The organism is Streptomyces tatrensis (assembly GCF_049310065.1).
Taxonomy (GTDB): domain Bacteria; phylum Actinomycetota; class Actinomycetes; order Streptomycetales; family Streptomycetaceae; genus Streptomyces.
This window is the reverse complement of record NZ_JBMDLB010000011.1, coordinates 4,217,293-4,239,356: the sequence shown is the minus strand read 5'-3', so window position 1 is coordinate 4,239,356 and position 22,064 is coordinate 4,217,293. Positions and strand designations below refer to the sequence as shown.

At 71.3% G+C, this 22,064-nt stretch carries 25 protein-coding genes; 14 read left to right on the top strand and 11 right to left on the bottom strand.

What is annotated here, in order from left to right:
- The first annotated feature begins 70 nt into the window (after positions 1-70).
- Positions 71-526, top strand: coding sequence for an Lrp/AsnC family transcriptional regulator (locus tag ACODT5_RS34900; RefSeq protein WP_422523087.1), 456 nt, complete (start codon positions 71-73; stop codon positions 524-526).
- Between the two features lie 153 nt (positions 527-679).
- Positions 680-1,189, top strand: coding sequence for an allene oxide cyclase barrel-like domain-containing protein (locus tag ACODT5_RS34895; protein ID WP_422523086.1), 510 nt, complete (start codon positions 680-682; stop codon positions 1,187-1,189).
- Positions 1,190-1,213: 24 nt separating this feature from the next.
- On the opposite strand, the gene ACODT5_RS34890 is transcribed toward ACODT5_RS34895, so the two are convergent.
- On the bottom strand, positions 1,214-2,134 hold the full coding sequence (locus ACODT5_RS34890; protein WP_422523085.1) for a helix-turn-helix domain-containing protein: 921 nt from the start codon (positions 2,132-2,134) through the stop codon (positions 1,214-1,216).
- 303 nt (positions 2,135-2,437) lie between these two features.
- On the opposite strand from ACODT5_RS34890, the gene ACODT5_RS34885 reads away from it, so the two are divergent.
- The gene (locus tag ACODT5_RS34885; RefSeq protein ID WP_422523084.1) at positions 2,438-2,869 is read left to right on the top strand and encodes a GNAT family N-acetyltransferase; all 432 of its coding nucleotides are present in this window, start codon (positions 2,438-2,440) and stop codon (positions 2,867-2,869) included.
- Positions 2,870-2,889: 20 nt separating this feature from the next.
- On the opposite strand, the gene ACODT5_RS34880 is transcribed toward ACODT5_RS34885, so the two are convergent.
- Complete coding sequence (locus tag ACODT5_RS34880; protein ID WP_422523083.1) at positions 2,890-3,357, bottom strand: NUDIX domain-containing protein; 468 nt, start codon at positions 3,355-3,357, stop codon at positions 2,890-2,892.
- Between the two features lie 243 nt (positions 3,358-3,600).
- Here ACODT5_RS34880 and ACODT5_RS34875 point away from each other — a divergent pair, with 243 nt between their 5' ends.
- The 4 genes from ACODT5_RS34875 (at position 3,601) to ACODT5_RS46995 (ending at position 5,623) form a co-directional block, all read left to right on the top strand.
- Positions 3,601-3,807: a hypothetical protein gene (locus ACODT5_RS34875; protein WP_266878511.1), complete on the top strand. Its 207-nt coding sequence runs from the start codon at positions 3,601-3,603 to the stop codon at positions 3,805-3,807.
- Positions 3,791-4,288: a DUF6879 family protein gene (locus tag ACODT5_RS34870; RefSeq protein ID WP_422523082.1), complete on the top strand. Its 498-nt coding sequence runs from the start codon at positions 3,791-3,793 to the stop codon at positions 4,286-4,288. The genes ACODT5_RS34875 and ACODT5_RS34870 overlap by 17 nt, the downstream gene beginning before the upstream one ends.
- Positions 4,285-5,115, top strand: coding sequence for a helix-turn-helix domain-containing protein (locus ACODT5_RS34865; RefSeq protein ID WP_422523081.1), 831 nt, complete (start codon positions 4,285-4,287; stop codon positions 5,113-5,115). Before ACODT5_RS34870 ends, ACODT5_RS34865 begins: the two co-directional genes overlap by 4 nt.
- 286 nt (positions 5,116-5,401) lie before the next feature.
- Complete coding sequence (locus ACODT5_RS46995) at positions 5,402-5,623, top strand: DUF7848 domain-containing protein (RefSeq protein ID WP_479685669.1); 222 nt, start codon at positions 5,402-5,404, stop codon at positions 5,621-5,623.
- A 160-nt stretch (positions 5,624-5,783) separates the two neighbouring features.
- Here the strand turns inward: ACODT5_RS46995 and ACODT5_RS34860 are convergent, their stop codons facing one another.
- Positions 5,784-6,260, bottom strand: a complete 477-nt coding sequence (locus ACODT5_RS34860; RefSeq protein WP_422523080.1) for a carboxymuconolactone decarboxylase family protein — start codon at positions 6,258-6,260, stop codon at positions 5,784-5,786.
- A 244-nt stretch (positions 6,261-6,504) separates the two neighbouring features.
- Between ACODT5_RS34860 and sigJ the strand changes: the two genes are divergently transcribed.
- Positions 6,505-7,434 carry an RNA polymerase sigma factor SigJ gene (sigJ, locus tag ACODT5_RS34855; RefSeq protein ID WP_422523079.1) on the top strand — a complete coding sequence of 310 codons (930 nt, stop codon included), beginning with the start codon at positions 6,505-6,507 and terminating at the stop codon, positions 7,432-7,434.
- A gap of 21 nt (positions 7,435-7,455) precedes the next feature.
- On the opposite strand, the gene ACODT5_RS34850 is transcribed toward sigJ, so the two are convergent.
- Entirely contained in the window at positions 7,456-8,184 is a 729-nt protein-coding gene (locus ACODT5_RS34850; protein WP_422523078.1) for a class I SAM-dependent methyltransferase, read from the bottom strand.
- Between the two features lie 193 nt (positions 8,185-8,377).
- Here ACODT5_RS34850 and ACODT5_RS34845 point away from each other — a divergent pair, with 193 nt between their 5' ends.
- Positions 8,378-9,145 (top strand): IclR family transcriptional regulator, encoded by a 768-nt coding sequence (locus ACODT5_RS34845; protein WP_422523077.1) that lies wholly within the window; start codon positions 8,378-8,380, stop codon positions 9,143-9,145.
- A 244-nt stretch (positions 9,146-9,389) separates the two neighbouring features.
- Here the strand turns inward: ACODT5_RS34845 and ACODT5_RS34840 are convergent, their stop codons facing one another.
- Both ACODT5_RS34840 and afsR read right to left on the bottom strand, forming a co-directional pair.
- On the bottom strand, positions 9,390-9,587 hold the full coding sequence (locus ACODT5_RS34840; RefSeq protein ID WP_422523076.1) for a hypothetical protein: 198 nt from the start codon (positions 9,585-9,587) through the stop codon (positions 9,390-9,392).
- Positions 9,588-9,760: 173 nt separating this feature from the next.
- Complete coding sequence (gene afsR / locus ACODT5_RS34835; RefSeq protein WP_422523075.1) at positions 9,761-13,012, bottom strand: SARP-family global regulator AfsR; 3,252 nt, start codon at positions 13,010-13,012, stop codon at positions 9,761-9,763.
- Between the two features lie 176 nt (positions 13,013-13,188).
- Between afsR and ACODT5_RS34830 the strand changes: the two genes are divergently transcribed.
- The 3 genes from ACODT5_RS34830 to ACODT5_RS34820 all read left to right on the top strand — a co-directional run bounded on the left by ACODT5_RS34830 (position 13,189) and on the right by ACODT5_RS34820 (position 15,248).
- On the top strand, positions 13,189-14,409 hold the full coding sequence (locus tag ACODT5_RS34830) for an amidohydrolase family protein (protein WP_422523074.1): 1,221 nt from the start codon (positions 13,189-13,191) through the stop codon (positions 14,407-14,409).
- 186 nt (positions 14,410-14,595) lie between these two features.
- On the top strand, positions 14,596-14,835 hold the full coding sequence (locus ACODT5_RS34825) for a type II toxin-antitoxin system VapB family antitoxin (RefSeq protein ID WP_422523073.1): 240 nt from the start codon (positions 14,596-14,598) through the stop codon (positions 14,833-14,835).
- Positions 14,832-15,248, top strand: a complete 417-nt coding sequence (locus tag ACODT5_RS34820) for a PIN domain nuclease (RefSeq protein WP_422523072.1) — start codon at positions 14,832-14,834, stop codon at positions 15,246-15,248. Before ACODT5_RS34825 ends, ACODT5_RS34820 begins: the two co-directional genes overlap by 4 nt.
- Before the next feature lie 40 nt (positions 15,249-15,288).
- Here the strand turns inward: ACODT5_RS34820 and ACODT5_RS34815 are convergent, their stop codons facing one another.
- Positions 15,289-16,380 carry an alpha/beta fold hydrolase gene (locus tag ACODT5_RS34815; RefSeq protein ID WP_422523071.1) on the bottom strand — a complete coding sequence of 364 codons (1,092 nt, stop codon included), beginning with the start codon at positions 16,378-16,380 and terminating at the stop codon, positions 15,289-15,291.
- A gap of 407 nt (positions 16,381-16,787) precedes the next feature.
- Between ACODT5_RS34815 and ACODT5_RS34810 the strand changes: the two genes are divergently transcribed.
- Both ACODT5_RS34810 and ACODT5_RS34805 read left to right on the top strand, forming a co-directional pair.
- Positions 16,788-17,435, top strand: a complete 648-nt coding sequence (locus ACODT5_RS34810; protein WP_422523070.1) for a trypsin-like serine peptidase — start codon at positions 16,788-16,790, stop codon at positions 17,433-17,435.
- Positions 17,432-17,854, top strand: a complete 423-nt coding sequence (locus tag ACODT5_RS34805; protein ID WP_422523069.1) for a DUF6086 family protein — start codon at positions 17,432-17,434, stop codon at positions 17,852-17,854. The genes ACODT5_RS34810 and ACODT5_RS34805 overlap by 4 nt, the downstream gene beginning before the upstream one ends.
- Before the next feature lie 2 nt (positions 17,855-17,856).
- Here ACODT5_RS34805 and ACODT5_RS34800 read toward each other — a convergent pair whose 3' ends face one another.
- From ACODT5_RS34800 to ACODT5_RS34785, 4 genes are all read right to left on the bottom strand, one after another.
- Positions 17,857-18,297 (bottom strand): NUDIX hydrolase, encoded by a 441-nt coding sequence (locus ACODT5_RS34800; protein ID WP_422523068.1) that lies wholly within the window; start codon positions 18,295-18,297, stop codon positions 17,857-17,859.
- Between the two features lie 108 nt (positions 18,298-18,405).
- Entirely contained in the window at positions 18,406-19,209 is an 804-nt protein-coding gene (locus ACODT5_RS34795) for a crotonase/enoyl-CoA hydratase family protein (RefSeq protein ID WP_422523067.1), read from the bottom strand.
- A 78-nt stretch (positions 19,210-19,287) separates the two neighbouring features.
- Positions 19,288-20,484, bottom strand: coding sequence for a cytochrome P450 family protein (locus tag ACODT5_RS34790; protein WP_422523066.1), 1,197 nt, complete (start codon positions 20,482-20,484; stop codon positions 19,288-19,290).
- Positions 20,485-21,508: 1,024 nt separating this feature from the next.
- Positions 21,509-22,063, bottom strand: a complete 555-nt coding sequence (locus tag ACODT5_RS34785; protein WP_422523065.1) for a GNAT family N-acetyltransferase — start codon at positions 22,061-22,063, stop codon at positions 21,509-21,511.
- Position 22,064 lies beyond the last annotated feature (1 nt).

The window sequence follows — 22,064 nt, the reverse complement described above, 5'->3', positions numbered from 1 at the left end:
TGGCCCGCCTGAAGGGATTCCTCCCTGTTCAGAACCGGTTCGCCCGTGGATCCCCCGGTAATCTCGCCGGATGACCGAGAATCTCGACGCGACCGACCGGGCGATCCTCGGCGAGCTCCAGCGGGACGGCCGGATCGCCTTCACGGAGCTGGCGCGCCGGGTCAACCTGAGCCCGTCGGCGACGACGGAACGGGTACGCCGGCTGGAGGCGGCCGAGGTGATCACCGGCTACCGCGCGGAGGTCGATCTGGAGCGCACCGGCTACATGGCGCTGGCCGTGGTCCGCCTGAAGTACCCGGGAAACCGCCACGAGCCGCTGCACCGACTGCTCGCGGAGCGCCCGGAGATCCTGGAGTGCCTGCGCACCACGGGGGACGACTGCTACGTCCTGAAGGTGGCGGCGACCTCGATGGCCCAACTGGAGGAGATCGTCGACTCCTTGGCCCAGTTCGGCAGCACCACCACCAACCTCGTCCTCAGCAGCCCCCTCCCGTACCGAGGCCCGGGGGCGGCTGCCGGCGCCTGAGGCCCCCGGAGCTGTGGCCCCTCCCCTGCCCGGGCTGGTCCGATCGGTCGGATCTCCCGGTGGGTCGCGCCGTGACGCCAGGGGCGGAGGGAGAGCCGGGGCTATGAATGCGTGGTCTGACCATCCATGAGCATCAACCTCGGGAGTCACACGATGCGCCCCATCAGAGCGGCCTCTCTCGGCGCGGCCACCGCGCTGGTTGCCCTTCTCGTCTGCGCCCCTGTCGCGTCCGCCGCCACGGGGGACGGCGATTCCGTCCGAGACAAGGGCAAGGACCAGGTCATCACCCTCACCGGCAAGCTCGCGGAGCAGTCGCGCTTCCCCGTGAACCCGGGCGGTCCCGCGGCCCAGGGCGACCGTACGGTCTTCCGCTCGGACCTCTTCGACAAGGACGGCAACAAGGTCGGCGAGACCGGCGGCACCTGCACCACCACGCGGGTCTCGGACGGCGGAGCGGAGACGTGCAACGTGACCTACACCCTCCCGGGCGGCCAGATCGCCGCGCAGGGGATGGTCTTCGGCCACCTCGTCCCGGGCCCCCCGCCGTCCTTCGACAACGCGATCACCGGCGGCACCGGGAGGTACGACCGGGCTCGCGGCTCGATCCACGCCGACACGGTCGCTCCGGGCGAGAGGCGCTTCAAGATCAACCTGGAGCGCTGACGGCGGCTGCGGCTGCCGTTGGCCCTACGAACTGCAGCCCTTGCAGGTCGCCCCGGGCGTCGGACTTCGAAACGCCCGCTCGCACTTCGTGCAGATCACGAAGGGATCCGGCGGTACGAAGGCCGGCGCGCGGGGCAGCGGCACCAGCGGCGGCGGCAACTGGGCGGTGAGCCGGTGGGCGATGAACCCGGCCGGATTGCGCAGCCCCTCCGGCAGCTTCGCCGCCAGCGCGCCCACCAAGGCCTGCACCCCGGCCCCGCGCTCCAGCCAGGCCTCGACCCCGCCCGCGAGGTACCGGACGTCCTTCTCCCCGAGCAGCAGCCGCGGATCCACCCGCCGCAACTCCGCGAGCACCTCACAGGCGAGCCGACGCCGCCCGGGGTCGCCGGGTTCCCGGGGCGCGGGCAGCCGCCCGGCCCCCGCGGACGCGACCTGCGGCTCGCGCCCCGGCTGCGCCTCCGCCCCCGGCTCCGGTACGGATTCCGGCGGCGCCGCGACCGGCAACGGCACGACGGGAGCACTGACCGGAGGCGTCTCGCTCAAGGGCTCCACCACAGCCAAGGGAGCCGCAGGGGGGCTCTCTGCACGGCAACGCGCCACGGTGGCGGCCCGGGGATGGTTGTAGGACACCGTACGGGTGGCGATCCGCCCACCCGGAAGGTTCTCCAGGGACCGGTCCAGGTACCCGAACGCCACCAACTCCCGAAGCCCCTTGGCGATCGAGGTCTCCCCGATCGGAAGCCTCTTCTTCAGGTCCTTGATGCCGATGGGAGTCCCGGAGGGCACCGACTGGATGAAGACCCCCAACATCCGCGCCAAGAACGACATCTCGGGATGCTGGATGAGGTCGTTGCTCACGACGGTGAACCGCCCGGTGAGCCGGACGTTGGCGTGCCGAACGCCGTATGTCGCGCGCGAGGGCGCGGTAAAGTGCACCGAAGCCATGGGGAAGAGTGCTACTTCCTCGTTGGTCAGGCCCTCGAGCGGGATGCCAGTCCCGGCGGGGGCCGTCTCATGTCGTCTGAGTTGTCGGGGCGAGCATATGCCAGACAACCACCGCGAAATCCACCCCAGTTGGCCGATTCACCCGTGTGAGTGAGAGCCCGCCGAGCGGGAGGCTGGAGGGGTTTGGAGAGAGGTCTTTCTCCAGGTACTTCTCCAAAAGAAGCATCGCGCCCCGCCGGGACGCGGTCCACCGCGTCCCGGTACATTCCCATCTCAGTACGCACGTTCGAGGGAGGTGGGACCGTGGCGGTCATTGCGGAAGAGGTCGTATTCGACCCCCAGGAGATGTTCGATCTCTACGACTCGGTCGACTGGGCGGGCTACACCGGCGACGTCGAAAAGCTGTGCCGTGGTCTGACGAACTCGCACCTGGTCGTCACCGCCAGAGACGAGTCGGGCGCCCTCCTCGGGCTGGCCAGGACGATCTCCGACGACGAAAGCGTCTGCTACGTGCAGGACTTGCTCGTCAATCCCACGTTCCACCGACAGGGCATCGGCCGAGAACTGGTCGAGCACCTGAAGCAGCGGTACGCGCACTGCCGCTTCTTCCTGCTGTCGACCGACCACGAGTCGACACCCGAAGGGGAGCGCAACCACGCCTTCTACCGGTCGCTCGGCTTCCTCTCCTACGAGGAGAAGCAGATGTCGGCCTTCGGCCTGCCACGCGTCCGCTGATCCACCGCTCCCCTCGGGAGTCAGCGCACGACGGGCCCGCGCCCGTCCCTCCAGTCGTCGATGCGCTTGCGGATGCTCGACACCATCGGAAGGCCGTCCACGTCCTCGGGCGCGAACCACGCCACCTCGAGCGACTCGTCCGACACTCGGAGGCTTCCCCCGGTGGGCCGGGCGAGGAGGCAGATCGAGAACTCCTGCCGCACCTCACCGTCGTCGTAGGCGAAGACGTGGCCGGGGTTGCTGTACGTCCCGACGATCCCGGTGATCTCGACCGTCAGGCCCGTCTCCTCGAAGGTCTCCCGGACGGCGCAGTCCCCGAGGGACTCACCCAGCTCCATCTTTCCGCCGGGCAGCGCCCACATCCCGTTGTCGGTCCGCCGCTGTAGGAGAACGCGTCCGGCCTCGTCCACGACCACGGCCGACGCGGCAGGCACCAAACTGTTCGCATTGGGGGCTCGCGGGTCGTCCTCGTAGTCACGCCTGGACATCGCGTCCCACCTCCCGAATGTCGCGTCCTCGGCTCCACAGCTCCTCGACGTGCGCGGAGAACCGGTCGAACATGCCGTCCGTCTGGCGGCGACACAGATGCATCATCGGCCTACCGGCCTTGGCGTGGGGTCTCTTTATGCCAAGACGTGCATAGTCTCGTTCGCGCATAGACGGCCTCACCAGTCGCTCCGTACGGTTTTGGTCATCAGGCCCAGCGGGGGTCTGGCACCGAGGGGCTTCACATGGCACGTGAGGAACTGACCCGGCTCACAGGCAACGGAAACGGCGAGTGCGGCCAGGGCGACTGCCCGAACGTCTATCAGACCGCGTCCGGTTCGTTCATCGTCCAGGGCGACGTATCCGCAGCCTTCACCCCGCCGACCGGCGAGGGGCTCGTAGAGATCCCCGAGGCAGTGCTCAGGGAGGCTTTCCGTGCTCTTGGATGGTGAGGACTGGGCGGCGAAGTTCAAGACGTTCCAGACGGAGGCCTGGCGGCTGGAGACGCTGCCCCAGTACCTCGTACCTCAGGAAGCGGACGAGTTCGAAGCCTTCAAGGCGGGGGCCCGGTTCCCCGGACCGTACGACGACTCGTGGACGGATATGGTCCGCAGCCGGAACGTCGGGCGGGTGCACATCGTCACTCAGCCGTTGAGCGACTACCTGCGGTTCGAGTTCGAGCGCTACTACCAGCACCAGGCCCCTGCGGGGGAAGACATCCGCATCCTTGACGTGACCAATCGGGCGAACCCGCTCCCGGACGTCGAAGACTTCTGGATGTTCGACCGCTCCACCGTGGTGCTCATGCACTACGAACCGGACGGCAAGCAGATCAGCCGCGAACTGTACGACGGGGACCCTTCCCCGTTCGTCGAGTACCGGCGCGTTGCCGTAGAGGCTTCCGTGTCGTTCCTGGAGTACATCCGTACGTGAGCGTCGAACCAGAGGAGCTCGGCCAGCCCGGCGAGGAGCTGGCGGCCTTGCTGAAGGCGGTACGCAAGCGGTCTGGGCTCTCAGGGGCTCGGGCCGCGGCCCGCTGCAACATGTCTCAGTCGAAGGTCAGCCGGATCGAGAACGGCAGGGTGCGCCCGTCCCTTGTCGACGTGGAGCAACTCCTGCGGGCCTGCGATGCGGCTCCTGCTCTGGTCACACAGGTCATGGTCCTGGCCCGTCTCGCGCATACGCAGTGGCAGGGTGCCCGGGGCATGCGGCGCAAAGGCCTGGACAAGAAGCAACTTGAGCTTGCCGGCCTCGAAGCAGCGTCAGTCGAGTTCAGGTTCTTCCTACTGTCGATGATCACGGGCTTGCTCTCGACCCCCGAGTACATCCGGGCCAGCCTCGCCCATATCCCCGGCGACCACTCCAAGACCATCGCCAGGAAGCTGGACCGGCAACAGGTCCTGTACGACCGCTCCAAGCGGTTCACGTTCGTACTCACCGAGCAAGCTGTCCGGTGGCCCCTCGTCGGCCCCGACGCGCTCGCGGTGCAGGTCGACCACCTGGCCTCGCTCACGCATCTGCCGAACGTGAGGCTCGGCGTCATCCCCCTGACCGTGCGGACCGGTCCCGCACCGCTGAACACCTTCACGGTCTACGACGACCGCATCGCCACGGTCGAGCTGTCCACGGGAGTCATGGTCTTCCGTGACCCCCGGGACGTGGCGAGCCACCGTGAGGAGTTCTCCCACCTTGAGGACCGGGCCCTCTTCGGTGACGATGCGCGGGCTTTTCTCGGGGCCTGCGCAGCCGCCCTCAGGTGATCTTTAGTCCATGACGCGCATGGTTGCGGGTCTCAGCTGTCCGGCAGTGAAACCTTGAGCGCAGACAACGGCTACGGCTCAAGGGGTGTGCGGTGGGATCAAACAAGCTGTGGCAACAGGTTGGGCAGCGCGACCCGTTCCCCGCAGATCCACCAAAGGTCGTACCGGGCTGTTCCACCTGCCTCAGTCTGGCGGTGCAGAGGGAGAATGCGGGCAGTGCTCTCGACTACAGCGGGGTGACGGATGCGAACATTCGGCTTCGCGCCCACCACGCGGAGGATCACTGATGTCCGGGGGCGTCTACCGATTCGTAGAGCACACCATCCGGCATGTACCCGCTGGCGGGTCAGTGTGGGAAGCGTTCTGCACGGCTCACGGATGCGGGGCGGATTCGGGCCCCCAGGATGAGCAAGCGACCGTCCAGGATTGGGCGTTGCGGCATTCGGGCCGGACGGGTCACCGGCTGTTCCGGCGTGTGGTCACCGACCATGCCGAGGTCAGCCGGTGAAGGATTCCGGGCCGAAGCGGCCCCAGGCCACGAAGGCGGCCAGGAGGACGTAGGCGACGTCCACCGTCATGTACGCGGGCTCGTGGCGGCGGTAGCTGTGGGAGGGAGGGGCGGGGGCCGGGCTCCGGCCTTGGGGGCCGGAGCCGTGCGGCGCGTGGGGTCAGTGCTGGAGCTGGCCGGGCTGGTAGTCGCCGGCCGGGGTCTGGACGATGACGTTGCCGCGGTTGAAGGCGTTGATGAGCGCGATCTGGGTGACCAGGGCGGCGAGTTGCTCGTCGTCGAAGTACTTGGTGGCGTTCGCCCAGACCTCGTCGCTGACACCGCCGGCCGCGTCCGCGATGCGGGTGGCCTCCTCGGTCAGGAGCAGGGCCGCGCGCTCGGCGTCGGTGAAGACCGTGGCCTCGCGCCAGGCGGCGACCAGGTGGAGGCGTACCGCGGTCTCGCCGGCGGCCGCCGCGTCCTTGGTGTGCATGTCGATGCATCCGGCGCAGCCGTTGATCTGGCTGGCGCGCAGCATCACCAGTTCGCGGGTCGCGGCCGGCAGGGTCGATTCCCCGAGCGCCTTGCTCGCGGCGATGATGTGCTTCCACGCCTTGACGGCGACCGGGTCGGCGAAGAGGTTCAGGCGAGCGGTCATGGCGGATTCCTTTGCTGTCAGCGGTCGTTCGGTGTGTGGTCTTCGCTGTTCTCCCTCTAAGACACGGCATGTCGGTGGCCTGTGACAGGTGATGGATGTGACCCGGGTCACGGCGTGATTTCATGATCGTCGAGCCGGTCGGTCTCGGATAGCCTGCGGGCGGCGCGCAGCGAATCGGGGGAGGGCTCTCGTGCAGGAACCGCAGGAACCGCAGGAACCGCAGGAACCGCAGGGATCAAGGGAAGTGGCGGACGCCGCGGGGTACCGGCCGCTGCTGTTCTCCATCGCCTACGGGATGACCGGGTCGGTGGGTGACGCGGAGGACATCGTCCAGGACGCGTTCCTCGGGTTCGCCAAAGCCCAGCGGGCCGGGACCGAGATAGCGGCCCCGAAGGCGTACCTGGCCACGTCGGTGACGCGGCTCGGGATCAACCACCTGAGTTCGGCGCGCGTGCGGCGGGAGACGTACGTGGGGGAATGGCTGCCCGAGCCCGTCGTCGTGTCCGGCGACCGGCCGGGCCCCGCCGAGCACGCCGAGCTGGCCGACTCCCTGTCGATGGCCTTCCTCGTCCTGCTGGAGGCCCTGTCCCCGGTGGAGCGCGCGGTGTTCATGCTGCGCGAGGTGTTCGGGTACGCGTACCCGGAGGTGGCCCGGGCCACCGGCAAGTCCGAGGCGAACTGCCGGCAGATCTTCGCCCGCGCCAGGAAGCGCATCGCGGCCGAAGGGCGGACGGCCGACAGCGCGCCGCCCCCGGCCCGGCGGGCGGAGGGCGAGGAGCTGGCCCGCACGTTCTTCGAGGCCGCGGCGGGCGGGGAGATGGACGCCCTGCTCGACATGCTCGCGCCCGACGTCGTCTACCACGGGGACGGCGGCGGCAAGGTACGGGCGGTCGCGAGGTCGGTGACCGAGCCGCACCGCGTCGGACAGCTGCTCATCCGCGGACTCCGCCGGCTCCGCTCGCTCGGCGCCTCCCTGCGGCCGGCCGTGGTCAACGGACGGCCGGGCGCCCTGATCGTCGACGCCGAGGGGCGGGTGGCGAGCGTGGTCGAGCTCGACATCGTCGACGGCGTGGTGCGGGCGGTCCACACCGTGTCCAACCCCGACAAGCTCGGCCACCTCGGCCCCGTCTCCGACATCGGCCGCCTGCCGGAGAGGCGACCGGAGGGGCTGTAGGGGCTGTAGGGGCTGGGGCCCTCAGGATTCCCGGCGGGCCAGTACCAGCCGCCAGTTCGGCGTCCCGTCCGGCCTGCGGCCGAAGTGGTCCAGGGGGCGGGTCTCCACCGTGAAGCCGGCCGCGCGCAGGTCGGTGCGTACGCCGCTCAGCGGGAAGGTGCGGTAGTACATGACGAACGGCGGGCGCCAGACGGCATTGCGCACGCGCATCGCCGCGTCGAAGCCGGACAGGGCCCACCACGCGGGGCGGCTCGGCGGGATCGGGGCGCCGATCGGGAAGGCGAAGACGCCGCCGGGGCGCAGGGCCCCGTAGACCCCGGAGAAGACGGCGGGGCGCTCGGCCGGGAGGAAGTGGCCGAAGGCGCCGAAGCTGACCGCCAGGTCGTACGAGTCCCCGAGCGCGGCGGGCAGGGCCCGCGCGTCGCCCCGCAGGAGGTCCACCCGCTCCTCGGGGTGGGCGAGCCCGGCCTCGGCGAGCATGCCCGAGCTCAGGTCCACCCCGGTCACCCGCCCCCGGCACAGCCGTCGCAGCATGCCGAGGCCGGCTCCCGTGCCGCAGCACACGTCGAGTCCGGCGTCGAAGGGGCCCTCGTGGCGGGCGAGCGCCTCCTCGACGGCGTCGAGCATCCGGTCGGGGGTGCGGAAGGGTGTCTGGTCGAACTTCGGGGCCAGCAGGTCGTAGCCCCGCTCGATGGAGGACAGGGCCTGTACGGCCAGTTCGCGGAGGGTCGGGCCCTGGGAGGTGAACACACGGACAGCCTATGGAGCGAGGGCTCGGGCGCGCGGCATTTCGGGCCCTTCGGCCCCGGGCAAAACGGGCATCCCGTGACGTAGGGTGAATCGATACGTTTTGCCAATCCTTGGGGATTCCGTGGTCAACGCCATACGAAGCGAGGTGCTGCCGGGCCAGGGCGCGCCGCAAGGCGGCGGCGGTCGGAGCCCCGTGACCGGCAGCACCGCCGGCACCGGTAGCAGCGCCCTGGAGAAGACCCTGCGGATCACCGAGGCGCTGACCGCGTTCGGCGGGCCGCACCGGCTCGCGGAGCTGTCGGCCGCCGCCGGGGTCCCCAAGTCCAGCACGTACCGGATCCTGGTCTCCCTCGTCGAGCAGGGCTACGCCGTCACCGACGGCGACGGCAGCTACGGGGTGGGCCTGCGGCTGCGCACCCTGGCCGCCGAGATCTCCACCGACCGGCCCGAGGGCATCGTCGAGCTGCTCGAGTTCCTCCAGAAGTGCACCGGACAGTCCGTCCACCTGGCACTGCGCAGCGGCAACGCGCTCACGTACATCCGCAAGATCGAGAGCCCCCGGCCCCACCGGACCTCCTCGCGCGTCGGCGCGCGCATCCCCCTGCACGCCACCGCGATCGGCAAGGCCGTCCTCGCGCACCTGCCGCCCGAGGACGCCGAGGGCATCCTCCGGGCCACCGGGATGCCCGCCCTGACCCGGCACACCCTCACCGACCGGGAGGGCCTCGCGGCCGAACTGCGGACGGTCCGGGAGCGCGGCTACGCCGTCGACGACGGGGAGTACGAGCCCTCGGTCCGCTGCCTGGGAGCGCCGGTCTTCGACCGTGCGGGCGCGCCGGTGGGCGGGGTCAGCCTGACCGCCGCCGCCTTCCGGACCACGCGGGCGGAGCTGGAGCGGTTCTCGCCGGCGCTGCTGGAGGCGGCGCGGGGCGTGCAGCGGCTGCTCCAGCTCGGCGGCTGAGCAATCCGGCCGGCCCGCGCCCCGGCCCGTACGCGCTCCGGCCCGGACGCGCACGTACGGCGGCCGCGGTGGTCCCCCTCCTGGCCACCGCGGCCGCCGTTCCCCCCGTGCACCCCGCTGGTCCCCCGTGGCCAGCGGCCCCCGTGGTACGTACTGCGGTACGGCCCGGATCCCCCGATTCCCCCGTGTTCCCGGGCCGTACGCGTCTGTGAGACCTGCGATCCCTGCCCCCAGGCCGGACGACCTACAGGCCGCCGCCGGCCGCGTGGTTGTCCATCGTCACGATGTCCTGGTCCGCGGCGTGGTTGTCGAGCGGCTTGAGCGGCTTGATCGGCTCGCCCGCAGCGTGGTTGTCCATCGGTGTGATGTCGACATCCGAAGGATTGGTGTCGAGCGGTGTGATGTCGGCGTCGGCCGGCAGGACGTTCTCGTTCGTCGTCATCGGATCTCCTGATGGTGGGTAGGACCCGTTCGGCAATTCCCCCGCGGATCGCCGAACGGGTGGTCCTGCGGTCGACTCCGGTGCCCCCCGACACGTCGAGTCGATGAACACCATCCTGGCGGGTGGCGATAAACGAACGATGAACGCCTCGTTCAGCGCCGTGCAGCTGCGCCTCAGGCGGCGATCTCCGCCGCCAACAGCTCCCGGACCTCGGCCAGTTCCGGCGACCCCAGCTGCGTGAACACCACCTCGGCGTCCCGCCAGCACACCCGCGCTCGGTCCCGCTGCCCCAACTGGCGCAGCGCCCTGCCGAGGACGGTCAGCACCCTGGCGCGGTTCCATTCGCCGCCGATTCCCCGCAGGGCGATGGCCTGTTCGGCGTGCGAGGCGGCCAGCGTGGGCCGGTGCGCCGCCAAGTGGACCAGGGCGAGCCGGAAGTGGGTCACGCCCTCCCACAAGGGCTGCCGGTTCTCGTGGAACAGCGTGAGCGCGTCGCTCAGTTGGGAGTGCGCCTCGGAGAGCCGCTCGGCCTTGGTCAGGGCGATGCCCAGCGCGTAGCGGCCGTTGGCCAGGCGCAGGGTGAGGCCCATCCGGTCGTAGATGGCGATGCCCTGCTGGGCGAGGTCTATGGCGCTGGCGAGCCGGCCCTGCTCCACGTGGATGCGGGAGAGGTTGCACAGGGCGCTGGCCTCGCCGACGTGGTTGGAGTCGGCACGGAAGTTCGCGATGGCCTCCAGCAGGTACTGCTCGCCGTCGTCGTAGCGGCCCTCGTAGATGGCGATGATGCCCCGGTCGTTGGGAGCCCAGCAGCTGGGCAGCAGGTCCCGGGCGGTGCGGGCGAGCACCATGGCCCGGCTGGCCTCGGCATCGGCCTCGGCGAACCGGCCCGCGACCAGGTGGGTGTTGGTGAGGGTGGTGCGGGCGCGCCCCTCGGCGTACGGGTCCTTCGCGGCCTCCGCCGCGTCGCACAGCGCGGTCGCCGCCGACTCGTACTGCTTGGAGTTGGCGCCCGACTCGGCGAGGTCCTTGGCCGCCCACAGCAGGTCCACGGCCCGGCGCAGCAGGTCCTCGCGCCCGGTCGTGCGGACGGAGGCCTGCCGTACGCACGCCAGCAGCGGGTCGGCCTCGGCGTATAGCCAGTCCTGCGCGGAATGCGGCTCGGTGAAGACCAGACCGGGGTAGCGGGTGGCCGACAGGTGGGCCACGAGCCGGTCGCCGGGCCGCTCCAGGCCGTACACCCCGGCGGCCGTGGCCAGGTAGAAGTCCAGCAGCCGGTCGAGGGCGGCGTCGCGCGCGCTCGGCGGCTGCTCGTCGCGCTCGGCGCAGGCACGCGCGTAGAGGCGTACGAGGTCGTGGAAGCGGTAGCGGCCGGGCGCGGCCGATTCGAGGAGGGAGCAGTCCACTAAGGCTTCGAGCAGGTCCTCGGTGTCGTGCTCCGGCAGGTCGAGTACGGCCGCTGCCGCCGCGAGGGAGACGTCCGGCCCGTCGGGCAGCCCCAGCAGGCGGAACGCCCGCTGCTGCGCGGGCTCCAACTGCCCGTAGCCCAGCTCGAAGGTGGCCTTCACGGCGAGGTCGCCGGCCTGGAGCTCGTCCAGGCGGCGGCGCTCGTCGGCGAGCTTCGCGGCGAGCACGGAGACGGTCCAGGTGCGGCGGGCTGCGAGCCGGGAGGCGGCGATGCGGATGGCCAGCGGCAGGAACCCGCAGGCGCCGACCACGTCGAGGGCGGCCTGGCGCTCGGCGCCGACCCGCTCGGCCCCCACGATCCGGGTGAACAGCTGGAGCGCCTCGTCGGGGCTCATCACGTCGAGGTCGACGAGGTGCGCGCCGGCCAGGCCGGCCATCCGGACCCGGCTGGTGACCAGGGCGGCGCAGCCCGCGGTGCCCGGCAGCAGCGGGCGGACCTGGGCCGCGTCACGGGCGTTGTCGAGGAGGACCAGGACGCGGCGGCCGTCGAGGGTGGAGCGGTAGAGCGCGGCCCGTTCGGCGGGGGAGTCGGGGATGGAGGAGTCGGGGGTGCCCAGCGCGCGCAGGAAGGAGCCGAGGACGGCCTCGGGCTCGGCGGGGCGGGCCTCGGTGCCCTGGAGGTCGACGTAGAGCTGCCCGTCGGGGAAGTGCGGGCGGGCGGCGTGCGCGACGTGCACGGCGAGGGTGGTCTTGCCGACGCCGCCGATGCCGGCGAGGGCGGAGACCGCCATCACCTGGCCCTCGGCGCCCGTGAGGATCTCGCCGAGGTCCCGGACGAAGCTGGCCCGGCCGGTGAAGTCGGAGACGGTGGCGGGCAATTGGGCGGGCCTCACGTGTACGGGCGCTGCGGCCGGGGCCGGGTCTTCGGCGCGGGCCAGTTCGGAGTCGGCCCGCAGGATGCGCTGTTGGAGCTCGGCGAGTTCGGGGCGCGGGTCGACGCCGAGTTCGTCGGCGAGGAGCCGGCGGGTGTCGGCGTACACGGCGAGGGCCTCGGCCTGGCGGCCGCTGCGGTACAGGGCGAGCATCAGCAGCTCGCGCAGCCGCTCCCGCAGCGGGTGGGCGGCGGTGAGCGCGGTGAGCTCGGAGACGGCCTCGGCGTGGTGGCCGAGCTCCAGGTCCAGGTCGAGGCGGGTCTCCAGCAGCTGGAGGCGCCACTCGGCGAGCCGGGTGCGCTCGGTGTCGGCGTGCGGCCCGGGTACGCCGGCCAGCGGTTCGCCGTCCCATACGTCCAGGGCGCGGGCCAGCAGCGTACGGGCGAGCGCGCGGTCGCCCTTGCCGGCGGGGGTGCCGGGGGTGCCCTTCGCGGTGCTGGTGCTGGTGTTGGCGCTGCCGGCGCCGGTGTTGGTGGCGGTGCCGGCCCCGGCCCCGGTGGCGTCTCGGCCGCGGCCGCGGTCCCGGTCGCCCTGTGGCTTCCCGGCGCGCGCGGCCTCGGCGTCGGCGGCGAGGGCCCGGGCGATGCCGAGGTCGAGGGCTTCGGGGTGGGGCAGGCGGATCGCGTAGCCGCCGGACTCGCTGACGAGGAGCCCGGGTTCGAGGATCTTGCGCAGGCGGGAGGCGTACGTACGGATGGTCGCGAGGGCCTGCTGCGGCGGGTCCTCGCCCCAGATGGCGTCGATGAGCTCGGGCGCTGTCGCGGTGCGGCCCTCGCGGAGCAGGAGCACGGCGAGCAGCGCCCGCTGCTGCGGGGTCCCGGAGCTCAGCGCCTCGCCGCCGCGCCAGGCCCGGATGGGCCCGAGCACGGCGAACCGGTTGCCTCCGGCGGCGGCTGCAGCGGTGGCGGGGGGCCGCGGCGGGGTCCCGGCGAGGGTGCTGGTGCCGGTACGGGTGGTGCTGGTGGTGGCTTCGGTCCCGGGTTCCGCGGCGGGCGCTGCTTCGACTCCGGGTCCCGCGGCGGAACCGATGGCGGTGTCACCGGACTCGGGGTGGTTCCGCTGGTGCGGGATGGCCGGTGTGCCGTCCATCTGGTCTCCCCCCTGCCTTCCATAGGTGTAAGGGCCAGTCTGCCCTGTGTTGCGCGTACACGTCAGTCCGTAACGGACCCAGTCCTTACGGATCCTGGCCCCGGCCGGGTGCGGATCCGGGATCCTGCCCCGCCCAACTAGCTGACGGTTCGTCAGATTGACGCTACCGTGAGGGCATGGAGACCTTCCCGAAGATCATCTCGGTGGACGACCACACGGTTGAGCCCCCCAACGTCTGGCGGGACCGGCTCCCGTCCAAGTACCACGACGTCGGCCCCCGCGTCGTCCGCGCCCCCCTGAAGGAAATGACCTTCCTCGGGGGCAAGTTCGCCCCCGTGATGGGGGCAAAGGGCGACGACGGCCCGATAGGCGACTGGTGGGTGTACGAGGACCTGCACCGACCCCTCACCCGCCTCGACACGGCCGTCGGCTACGACCGCGACGAGATCAAGCTCGAAGTCATCACGTACGAGCAGATGCGCCCGGGCTCCTTCTCGGTTCCCGACCGGCTCGCCGACATGGACGTCAACCACGTCCAGTCCGCCCTCTGCTTCCCGACCTTCCCGCGCTTCTGCGGCCAGACCTTCACCGAGGCCAAAGACCGCGAGCTCGGCCTGCTCGGCGTGCGCGCGTACAACGACTGGATGGTGGAGGAGTGGTGCGGCCCGGACGCGCACGGCCGCCTCATCCCGCTCACCCTGGTCCCGCTCTGGGACGCCCGCCTCGCCGCCGCCGAGGTCCGCCGCAACGCGGCCCGCGGGGTCCGCGCGGTCGCCTTCTCCGAGATCCCGCCCCACCTCGGGCTCCCGTCCATCCACACGGACGACTGGGACCCCTTCCTGGAGGCGTGCAACGAGACCGGCACGGTCATCGCCATGCACATCGGCTCCTCCTCGCGCATGCCCTCCACCTCGGCGGACGCCCCGCCGGCCGTCGGCTCCACCATCACCTTCGCCAACTGCTGCTTCTCGATGGTGGACTGGCTGATGAGCGGCAAGTTCGAGCGCTTCCCGAACCTCAAGATCATGTACGCGGAGGGCCAGATCGGCTGGATCCCGTACATCCTGGAGCGCGCGAACGTGGTCTGGGAGGAGAACCGCGGCTGGGGCGGCGTCGCCGACAAGGTGCTGCGCCCGCCGTCGGAGCTCTTCGCGGAGCACGTCTTCGGCTGCTTCTTCGACGACGCCTTCGGCCTGAAGAACCTCGACTCCATCGGCGTCGCCAACGTCCTCTACGAGACGGACTACCCCCACTCCGACTCCACGTGGCCCAAATCCCGCGAGGTCGGCGAGTCCCAGATGGGCCACCTGGCCCCGGACGTGGTGGACCGCATCGTCCGCGGCAACGCGATTGACCTCCTCGGCCTGACCCCGGAAGGCCTCTGGCCGGGCGCGTAGCGGCACGAGCACGCCAGTGGACAGCCCCGGCCGGGATCGCTCCGGCCGGGGCGTTCGCCGTTTGTGGGGCGTGGGTCGCCGTCCGCGGGTCGTGGGCCTTGCCTGCAGAAACGATATCTCTTGACGTCGATCTTGATATCGTTTAAGTGGACAGGGGGCGGTCGCCCCTCGCTCAGGAGGTTCACGATGACCAGAACCGTGATCGACGTGGATGACGCCCTGCTGGCGGAGGCCGCCGAGCTCTTCGGAACGAAGACGAAGGTGGCGACGGTGAACGCGGCCCTTCAGGACGTGGTCAACCGGCGCAAGCGGGAGGACTTCCTGAACTGGATCGCCGAGGGAGGACTGCCCGATCTGACCGGCCCGGTCGAGCCGGCCGCCGAGACGCTCGCGGAGACGGAGCACGTCCAGGACAGGGCGGCATGACCGAGCGCTTCCTCATCGACAAGTCTGCTCTGGCGCGCTACCCCAAGCCTGCCGTGCACAAGGTCGTCTTTCCGCTCCACGTGGCGGGAGTCCTTGCCGTGTGCGGCGCCGTGGAGCTGGAGGTGATGTACAGCGCCCGCTCGAAGGCCGACGCGGAACGGGTTCGCAAAGGCATGGGCGCCTTCGACTGGCTCGCCACTCCCGACGAGACGTGGGACCGGGCCTTGGAAGTGCAGAGACTGCTCATCGAGTCGGGCAACTGGAAGGCACTCTCCCTCCCGGACCTGATCATCGCGGCGACCGCCGAACGGCACGGAGCCACCGTCCTGCACTACGACGGCGACTACGACATGATCGCCAAGGTCACCGGTCAGCCGATGCGGTGGGTCGTCCCGCTGGGAACGGCCGACTGAGAGGCCCAGGGCGGGGCTGGGGTCGGCCGGGCCGGGGTGGTCAGACGGTGGAGCGGCGCTCGCCCGTGACCACCGGGCGGACGTGGGTCTGGAGGAGCTCCAGAAAGCGGTCCGGGCGGGCGAACGAGGCGAAGTGGCTGCAGTCCTCGATGAGGGCGAACTGCTTCACCGGAGCCTCGACCTCGTCGAAGAAGGCCTTCGCTGCGGCCGTCGGGGTGAGGACGTCGTGCTCGCCCTGGAAGACGAAGAACGGGATCTCGAAGCGCGTACCGTCGGCCCGGTCGTCGAGCCCCGCCGTCCCCCCGGTGATCCGCTCCGAGAAGGCCTGCCCGCGGAAGTAGTCCCGCAGATCGCGCAGCGAGTGCAGCGGCGACAGCCACATCGACCCCAGGACCACCTTCTTGAGCGTGGCCAGCGTCAGTGGATCGCTCTGCGCGCTGATCTTGGCGTACGCCGCCTGCTGCTGCGGGGTCCACGCGCGCGGGTCGGCCCCGATCGCCTCGACCTGCGCGAGCAGCTTCGCCTTCCCGGCGGCGCGCAGCCGCTCCCGTAGGGCGTCGTGGGCGGAGGTGTCCCGGCCGCCGGTGTGGATGTTCTGGTCGGTGCCCACGTACGCGGAGTAGAGCTCGGGGTGGTTGCGGGCCAGCCGCAGCCCGAAGACGCTGCCGTAGGAGTTGGCCAGGAGCACCACCCGTTCGGCGCCCAGCAGGTCCCGGGCGTACCGGGTGACCTCCAGGGCGTCCTCGTAGAGCCGCTCGAAGGTGGCCTCGCCCTGGCCCTGCGGGCCGCCGCGGCCGAAGGTCTTGCCGGCGCCGCGCATGTCCCAGCGGACGATCGTGAAGTGCCGCTCCCAACTGCGGGTGCGCACCGTGTAGATGGAGTTGGCGGCGCCGGGGCCGCCGTGGATCTCGAGGAGGACCGGATGGGACCGGTCCTCGCCGCGGACCGAGATCCACTGGTCGATGCCGCCGATGCGGACGAAGCCCTGCTCGTCGATGCCGTGCGCGGAGCCGATCCGCAGGGCCTTGGTGGCCTGTGTGCGGCGCAGGGCACGGTGGGCGAGGAGGCCGAGGAGGGTGGCCGCGGGGGCGGCGAGTGCGGTGGCGGCGACGGCGGCAAGGGTGGCGCTCATTTTGCGTCCTCCGTAAACTGTTTCTAGTGGATACAGAAGAGTGTGAGGGGTGACCGGGGAGGTGTCAACAGCCGGGGGCAGGGGTCCCCGTTGCCGGGGTTGCCGCGGTCAGGGCATGCTTCGCCGGAGTGAGTGGGGGAGGGGTGTCTGTGATGGACAAGCGGGCCGTGGTGACCGCGGTGTTGTGTGCGGTGGCGGCGCTGGGTGCGTCCGCGGTCATGACGAAGGTGGTCCCGGCCGATGACGGCAAGGCGGTCGCGCGCGCGAACGCGGCCCCTCCGGCGACTTCCTCCACGACCCGGCCGTCGCCGTCGCAGTCGCAATCACCGGAACAGGCTCGGCCGTCCGGCGTGTCGACGGGTGTGTCGTCCGGTGTGTCGTCTGGTGCGCCGACCCCCGGACCGTCGGTGTCGCCCCCCGCGCCGGGCGGGCCCGCGAGCTTCGCCGGGGCGCTGTTCGAGGGCGATGTGACCGGCAGGCACTTCTGTACGGCGACCGTCGTGCACAGCCCCGGGCGGAACCTGATCGTCACCGCCGGCCACTGTCTGCTCGCCGGCCGGGTCAAGGAGGGCGGAGCCTCCTTCGCACCCGCTTACGCGGACGGGCGGGCCCCGTACGGCACCTGGAAGATCGCGGAGGTCTTCGAGGACCCGCGCTGGGCGAACGGTACGAACGACGACTACGACCTCGCCTTCGCCCGCCTCGCCCCCGACGCCTCGGGCCGGAACATCGAGGACGTCACCGGCGCCGCGGTCCTGGACACCACGGGCCGCACGGACGAGCAGGTCACGGTGACGGGCTACCCGTCGGACCGCACGGTCCCGCGCACCTGCCTGTCCCGCGCGGTGCGGCTGAGCGCCACGGAACAGCGCTTCGACTGCGCGGACTTCCCCGGCGGCACGAGCGGCAGCGCGTGGATCGCCGGCGACGGAAAGATCATCGGCGTCCTGACCGGCGGGGACACGGACGACGTCTCGACGAGCACGATCCTGAACGACTACGCGGCGCAGCTGTACGCGCGGGCGACGGGCGGGGCGGGCGGTGGCGGGCGGTGAGTCAGCACTACGACGTCGGGGACGAGACGGTCTGGAACCCCTCGAACGGTGCCGCCCGGCTCTTCCACCGCCAAGTGGCCGTCTTCGAGGAGGAACTGGGTCTCCCGTCGGGCATCGGCCCCTTGATCAACGACGAGTGCCGGATCGACCCGGCCGCTCTCGGCGTCTTCGCCGAAGCCCTCGTCTCCCGCCACGGCCACACCGGCCACGCCGTCATCCGCGCCCTCTCGGAGGGATTCGTCGCCGCCGTGCTGGTGCTGGCGGAGCGGGCGGGCGCGCAGGTGCACTGGCCGCGCCCGGCCGATTCGTTGGAGGGGGCACGGGACGTTCAGGTCCCGCTCCCGGACTCCTACGCGTCCTCGGCGGAGTCCGGGCTGCGCGCGGCCGCCCGGGAGCTGTCCCGGCGGATGCCGCGCTGAGCTCAGGCGAGCAGCCCCAAGTGCACCGGCTCGGCGGGGACTTCGTCGAGCAGTTCCGCGAGGCGCGGCGGCCACAGCGGTTCGCCGAGGGTGGCGAGGTTCAGCGGGGACAGCCACCGCCAGTGGGCCTCGGGGTACTCCGGCACCGGATCGCGGTGCGGGCCGGTGGTCACGTAGATGTGCTCGTGCTGGCGTACGGGGATGCCCTGGTGGGTGAAGTCGTGCTCCCAGGTGCAGAGCAGTCGCTCCGGCTCCAGGTCCGTCCAGCCCGTCTCCTCGCGCAACTCCCGCCGCACGCAGTCCTCGGGCGTCTCCCCGGGATCGATGCCACCGCCGGGCGGCAGCCAGTGGATGCCGACTTCCACGTTGTTCTCGCGGAACAGGAACACGGATCCGGCGGGGTTGAGGACGACGATTCTTGCGGCCTGCCGTGGAGTTCGCATCAGACCAGCGTACGACGGGGGGTGCGCGGGGCGGGAGAGGTTTGATCGGGGCGGGGGCCGGCCCGGGGGGAGCGGGGGTGGTGGGTCGTGGTGGGCCGGCCCCGCGGATCAGAGCCGGCGGGACGCCGGAGGCCCGTCCCAGGCGGGAGTGCGTTTCTGGGTGAAGGCCCGGGCGCCCTCCGTAGCGGCGGTGGTGGCGAACACGGGTGTGCTGAGCGGGTCTTGGACGCCGTAGGCGGCGTGGTCGTCCAGGCCGCGGGTGTTCTGGACGATCTGCTTCGTGATGTGGACGGCGTGGGGGGAGTGGGCCTGGATGCGGGCGCTCAGGTCGAGCGTCGCTTCGAGTGCCCGGCCTTCGGGGGTGAGGCGGTTGACCAGCCCGTAGCGGGCCGCGTCGGTGGCGGACAGGGGAGCCGCCGTCAGGAGCATCTCCATGGCCACGTGATAGGGGAGCCGGCCGGGCAGGCGGATGGCTCCGCCTTCGGCGGCGATGAGTCCGCGGGCCACCTCGGGCAGGGCGAAGAACGCGGTGTCGGCCGCGGTGATCAGGTCGCAGGCGAGGGCCAGTTCGAAGCCCCCGGCGACGGCCGTACCCTCGACGGCGGCGATGAGCGGCTTGCGCAGCCGGGCGCGGGTCAGCCCGGCCAGCCCCCGCCCGGCGACGACGGGGACGCCTTCGGTGGGGAAGGCCTTGAGGTCCATCCCCGAGCAGAAGTGGCCCTCCGCACCGGTGAGGATGCCGACGGCCAGCGACGGATCGTCCTCCAGCCGGGTGAGCGCCGCGTCCAGGGCCTCGGCGAGGGGTCGGTCGACGGCGTTGCGGACATGGGGCCTGTTGAGGGTGATGAGCAGGACGCCCGGGGCGGGCTCGGCCAGCACCACGGGGTCGGCGGCGTCGGGCTTGTCGAGCATGAGGAGTTACTCCTGCGGGTGGGTTGGTGGGTTGGTGAGTGGACCGGTGGGCCGGGCCGGCGTGGGTGGGCGCCGGGATCAGTTCCGTACGACGGGGAGTGCGGCCAGCCCGCGCATGACCCGGGCCGGTCGCCAGGGGAGTTCCTCGGCGGGCTTGGCCAGCGCGACGCTGCCCAGGCGCTGGAGGAGGAGGGGGAGCGCGACCGCACCTTCGAGGCGGGCCAGGGAGGCGCCGATGCAGAAGTGGGGCCCGTAGCCGAAGGCGAGGTGGTCATTGGGCGTCCGCCCCAGATCGAGCCGGTCCGGCTCGGGGAAACGGAGGCCGTCCCGGTTCGCCGAGCCGATCAGGAGGCTGACGATGTCCCCCTCGGCGATCACCTGCCCGTGGAGGACGAACGATTCTGCCGCGCAGCGGAAGGTCGCGTCGCGCACCGGGGAGTCGTAGCGCAGGAGCTCTTCGACGCCCGTGGTGACGAGCCCCGGGGAGGTGAGCCGGTCCGCCTCGGCGGGGTTGCGGAGCAGGGCGAGCGTGCCGTTTCCGATGAGGTTCATGGTGGTGTCGTGTCCGACCAGCAGCAGGAGGTACGCGGTGGACCGCAGCTCCTCCTCGCTCATCGCCCCGCTGTCGTCACTGGCCCGTACGAGAGCGCCCAGCAGGTCCACTCCGCTCTGTTCGCCCCCCGTGCGTTTGGTGGTGACGAGCCGGTCGAGCAGTGCGTGCAGGGCGCCCTCGACCCGGGCCGGATCCAGATCCGGAGCGGGCGCGATGGTGGCCATCAGGGTGTCCCGGGTCTCCGCGTTGTCCAGCTCTTCGGGGACGCCGAGGATCGCGCAGATCATCCGGAACGTCAGGGGCGCGGCGAAGTCCCCGATCACGTCCACGTGCGGGTGGCCCTCGACCCGGTCCAGGAGCAGGTGTGCGGTGTCGGTGATGAAAGGTTCCAGCTGGGCGATGCGGCGGGGCACGAAGGCCGTGTTCACCAGGGTCCGCAGCCGGGTGTGGTCCGGCGGATCGGCATGGACCAGGTGCCGGTTCAGCCCGGCCGGCCCTGCGACGTAACCGGGCACCCGCCCCGGGTACTTGCTCAGCCGCTCGTCGGTGAGCAGGGCCCGGACGTCCTCGTAGCGGGAGATCTGCCACACGGCGGGCCGCCCCTCCCGGCGCTCCACCCGCGCGGGCGCGTGCCGCCGCAGCCAGGCGAAGTAGGGGTACGGGTCCCGGACCCGAGCGCCCAGCAGGTCGGGAGGCGGGGAGGGCAGGGCGGGAGCGGGCACGGAAACTCCGGAATCGGCAACCAAGTACGGACACCGGTTCAACGGGCACGGATGGGAGGAGGGTGCGGAACGTACTTGGGTTCGAGGGGAGTTGTGGGAGGTCGGAGGGGGTGTACGGGTAGGAGGCGGGGAGCCGTAGGGGTGGGGAGCGGTAGGGGGCGGGGAGCGGTAGGGGTGGGGCGGGGCTGCGTGGGGGTTCGGGGGGAGCCCGGCAGTCCAGTGTCCTTTCGGGGTGGGCCGGTCCCTCAAGGGCGCTCCCTTCGGTCGCGTCGCTTCGCGATGGCCTTCGGCCACCCTTGACCGACCGACCCACCCCGAAACGCCACAAGACTTCCGGGATCCCCCCGAGGAACGGCCGGGAGGGAGGAGTGGGGAGGAGCGGCTCCGTCTGAGATGCCCGGGCCCCCTCCGGTCGGTCATCCGTACACGGCCCCGGCAGGACCGTGACCTCGGTCGGTACGGACGCGCGGGGTGATCAGAGCATCCAGGATCGGGCGTCTGAACACCCTTTCCGAGACCGCCGACCGCCACCCCGAGCGCAAGGGGCATGGGAAGCCCCTCAGGGTCGGTGGGCGCGACAGATCGCTACACAGTTCTTCTCGGCTTGGCGACTACCGACCGTCCGTGGCTGATCGCGGAGCCGGACGGGATTCTGCACCGGGTGCGGATTCGGACAATGGCGATCGGCCTCGGTGTTTCGCAGTCGGAGACCCTGTAGCCATGGTCGCGCGCCTGCGGGAGGAACATCACAACGGACCGTGGGACCGCAGGTGGAACAGCCTTGAGGTGGTGGGTGTCGATCTGGTGTCGCTCGACACCAGGCTCGGAGGCTGCACGTACACGTGGGTCGCCAACGGCGCTTCCCTCCACGAGCGGGGGATGGCGACGGCCCGCACGTCTGGCACCGGGTGCACCGTATGGCTCAGCTCATCGCGGCTCACGAGATCCCGCCGGCGTTGATCCCGTCGCATGTCCGGACCGACGAGTCAGGGAAGAGCCGGTCACATGGTCGGCCGGAGAGGTTCTAGAGGGGCGGCTGGGGCGGCTGGGGCGGGTTCGCCGGGCGTTCGAAGACGAGGGTGATGCCGTCGGTTTCGTTTCCTTGTTCGGCGACTTGGGTGAAGCCGAAGCCCGCGAGGGTGGCCAGGGAGGCGGTGTTGTCGGAGCGGATCGTGGCCCGGACGGTTCTGACGTCGGGTTCTTCGGCGGCTCTGGTCAGGAGGGCGGTCAGCAGGGCGCGGGCGTAGCCCTGGCGGCGGTAGGCGGACACGACGCTGTAGCCGACCTCGACCACGCCTGTTTCGTCCGGCGGGCCGTGGAAGCCGGCGTCGCCGATGACGGTCCCGTCCGGCTCCGACACGGCGGCGCGGGTGGTCCAGGGGGCGGCGGAGGGGTCCCGGGTGAGCTGGTCGGCGCGGTAGGCGAAGATCCGGCGGGCGCGGTCGGACACGAAGTACGCGTCGAGGTCCACCCCGGCCTCGGCGCTGCCACCTGCTAGGTCGCCGTCGGCGAGGGCTCGTAGGGCCTTCGCGTTGAGCTGGACGAAGCGGACGCGTTTGGGGAGAAGTTCGTTGCTCATC

Bases quoted from the DNA above. Each gene is read 5' to 3' on its own strand.
- ACODT5_RS34900 (WP_422523087.1), top strand. From the start codon at position 71: ATGACCGAGAATCTCGACGCGACCGACCGGGCGATCCTCGGCGAGCTC.
- ACODT5_RS34895 (WP_422523086.1), top strand. From the start codon at position 680: ATGCGCCCCATCAGAGCGGCCTCTCTCGGCGCGGCCACCGCGCTGGTT.
- ACODT5_RS34890 (WP_422523085.1), bottom strand. From the start codon at position 2,134: ATGGCTTCGGTGCACTTTACCGCGCCCTCGCGCGCGACATACGGCGTT.
- ACODT5_RS34880 (WP_422523083.1), bottom strand. From the start codon at position 3,357: ATGTCCAGGCGTGACTACGAGGACGACCCGCGAGCCCCCAATGCGAAC.
- ACODT5_RS34875 (WP_266878511.1), top strand. From the start codon at position 3,601: ATGGCACGTGAGGAACTGACCCGGCTCACAGGCAACGGAAACGGCGAG.
- ACODT5_RS46995 (WP_479685669.1), top strand. From the start codon at position 5,402: ATGTCCGGGGGCGTCTACCGATTCGTAGAGCACACCATCCGGCATGTA.
- ACODT5_RS34860 (WP_422523080.1), bottom strand. From the start codon at position 6,260: ATGACCGCTCGCCTGAACCTCTTCGCCGACCCGGTCGCCGTCAAGGCG.
- ACODT5_RS34840 (WP_422523076.1), bottom strand. From the start codon at position 9,587: ATGACGACGAACGAGAACGTCCTGCCGGCCGACGCCGACATCACACCG.
- afsR (WP_422523075.1), bottom strand. From the start codon at position 13,012: ATGGACGGCACACCGGCCATCCCGCACCAGCGGAACCACCCCGAGTCC.
- ACODT5_RS34830 (WP_422523074.1), top strand. From the start codon at position 13,189: ATGGAGACCTTCCCGAAGATCATCTCGGTGGACGACCACACGGTTGAG.
- ACODT5_RS34825 (WP_422523073.1), top strand. From the start codon at position 14,596: ATGACCAGAACCGTGATCGACGTGGATGACGCCCTGCTGGCGGAGGCC.
- ACODT5_RS34820 (WP_422523072.1), top strand. From the start codon at position 14,832: ATGACCGAGCGCTTCCTCATCGACAAGTCTGCTCTGGCGCGCTACCCC.
- ACODT5_RS34815 (WP_422523071.1), bottom strand. From the start codon at position 16,380: ATGAGCGCCACCCTTGCCGCCGTCGCCGCCACCGCACTCGCCGCCCCC.
- ACODT5_RS34800 (WP_422523068.1), bottom strand. From the start codon at position 18,297: ATGCGAACTCCACGGCAGGCCGCAAGAATCGTCGTCCTCAACCCCGCC.
- ACODT5_RS34795 (WP_422523067.1), bottom strand. From the start codon at position 19,209: ATGCTCGACAAGCCCGACGCCGCCGACCCCGTGGTGCTGGCCGAGCCC.
- ACODT5_RS34785 (WP_422523065.1), bottom strand. From the start codon at position 22,063: ATGAGCAACGAACTTCTCCCCAAACGCGTCCGCTTCGTCCAGCTCAAC.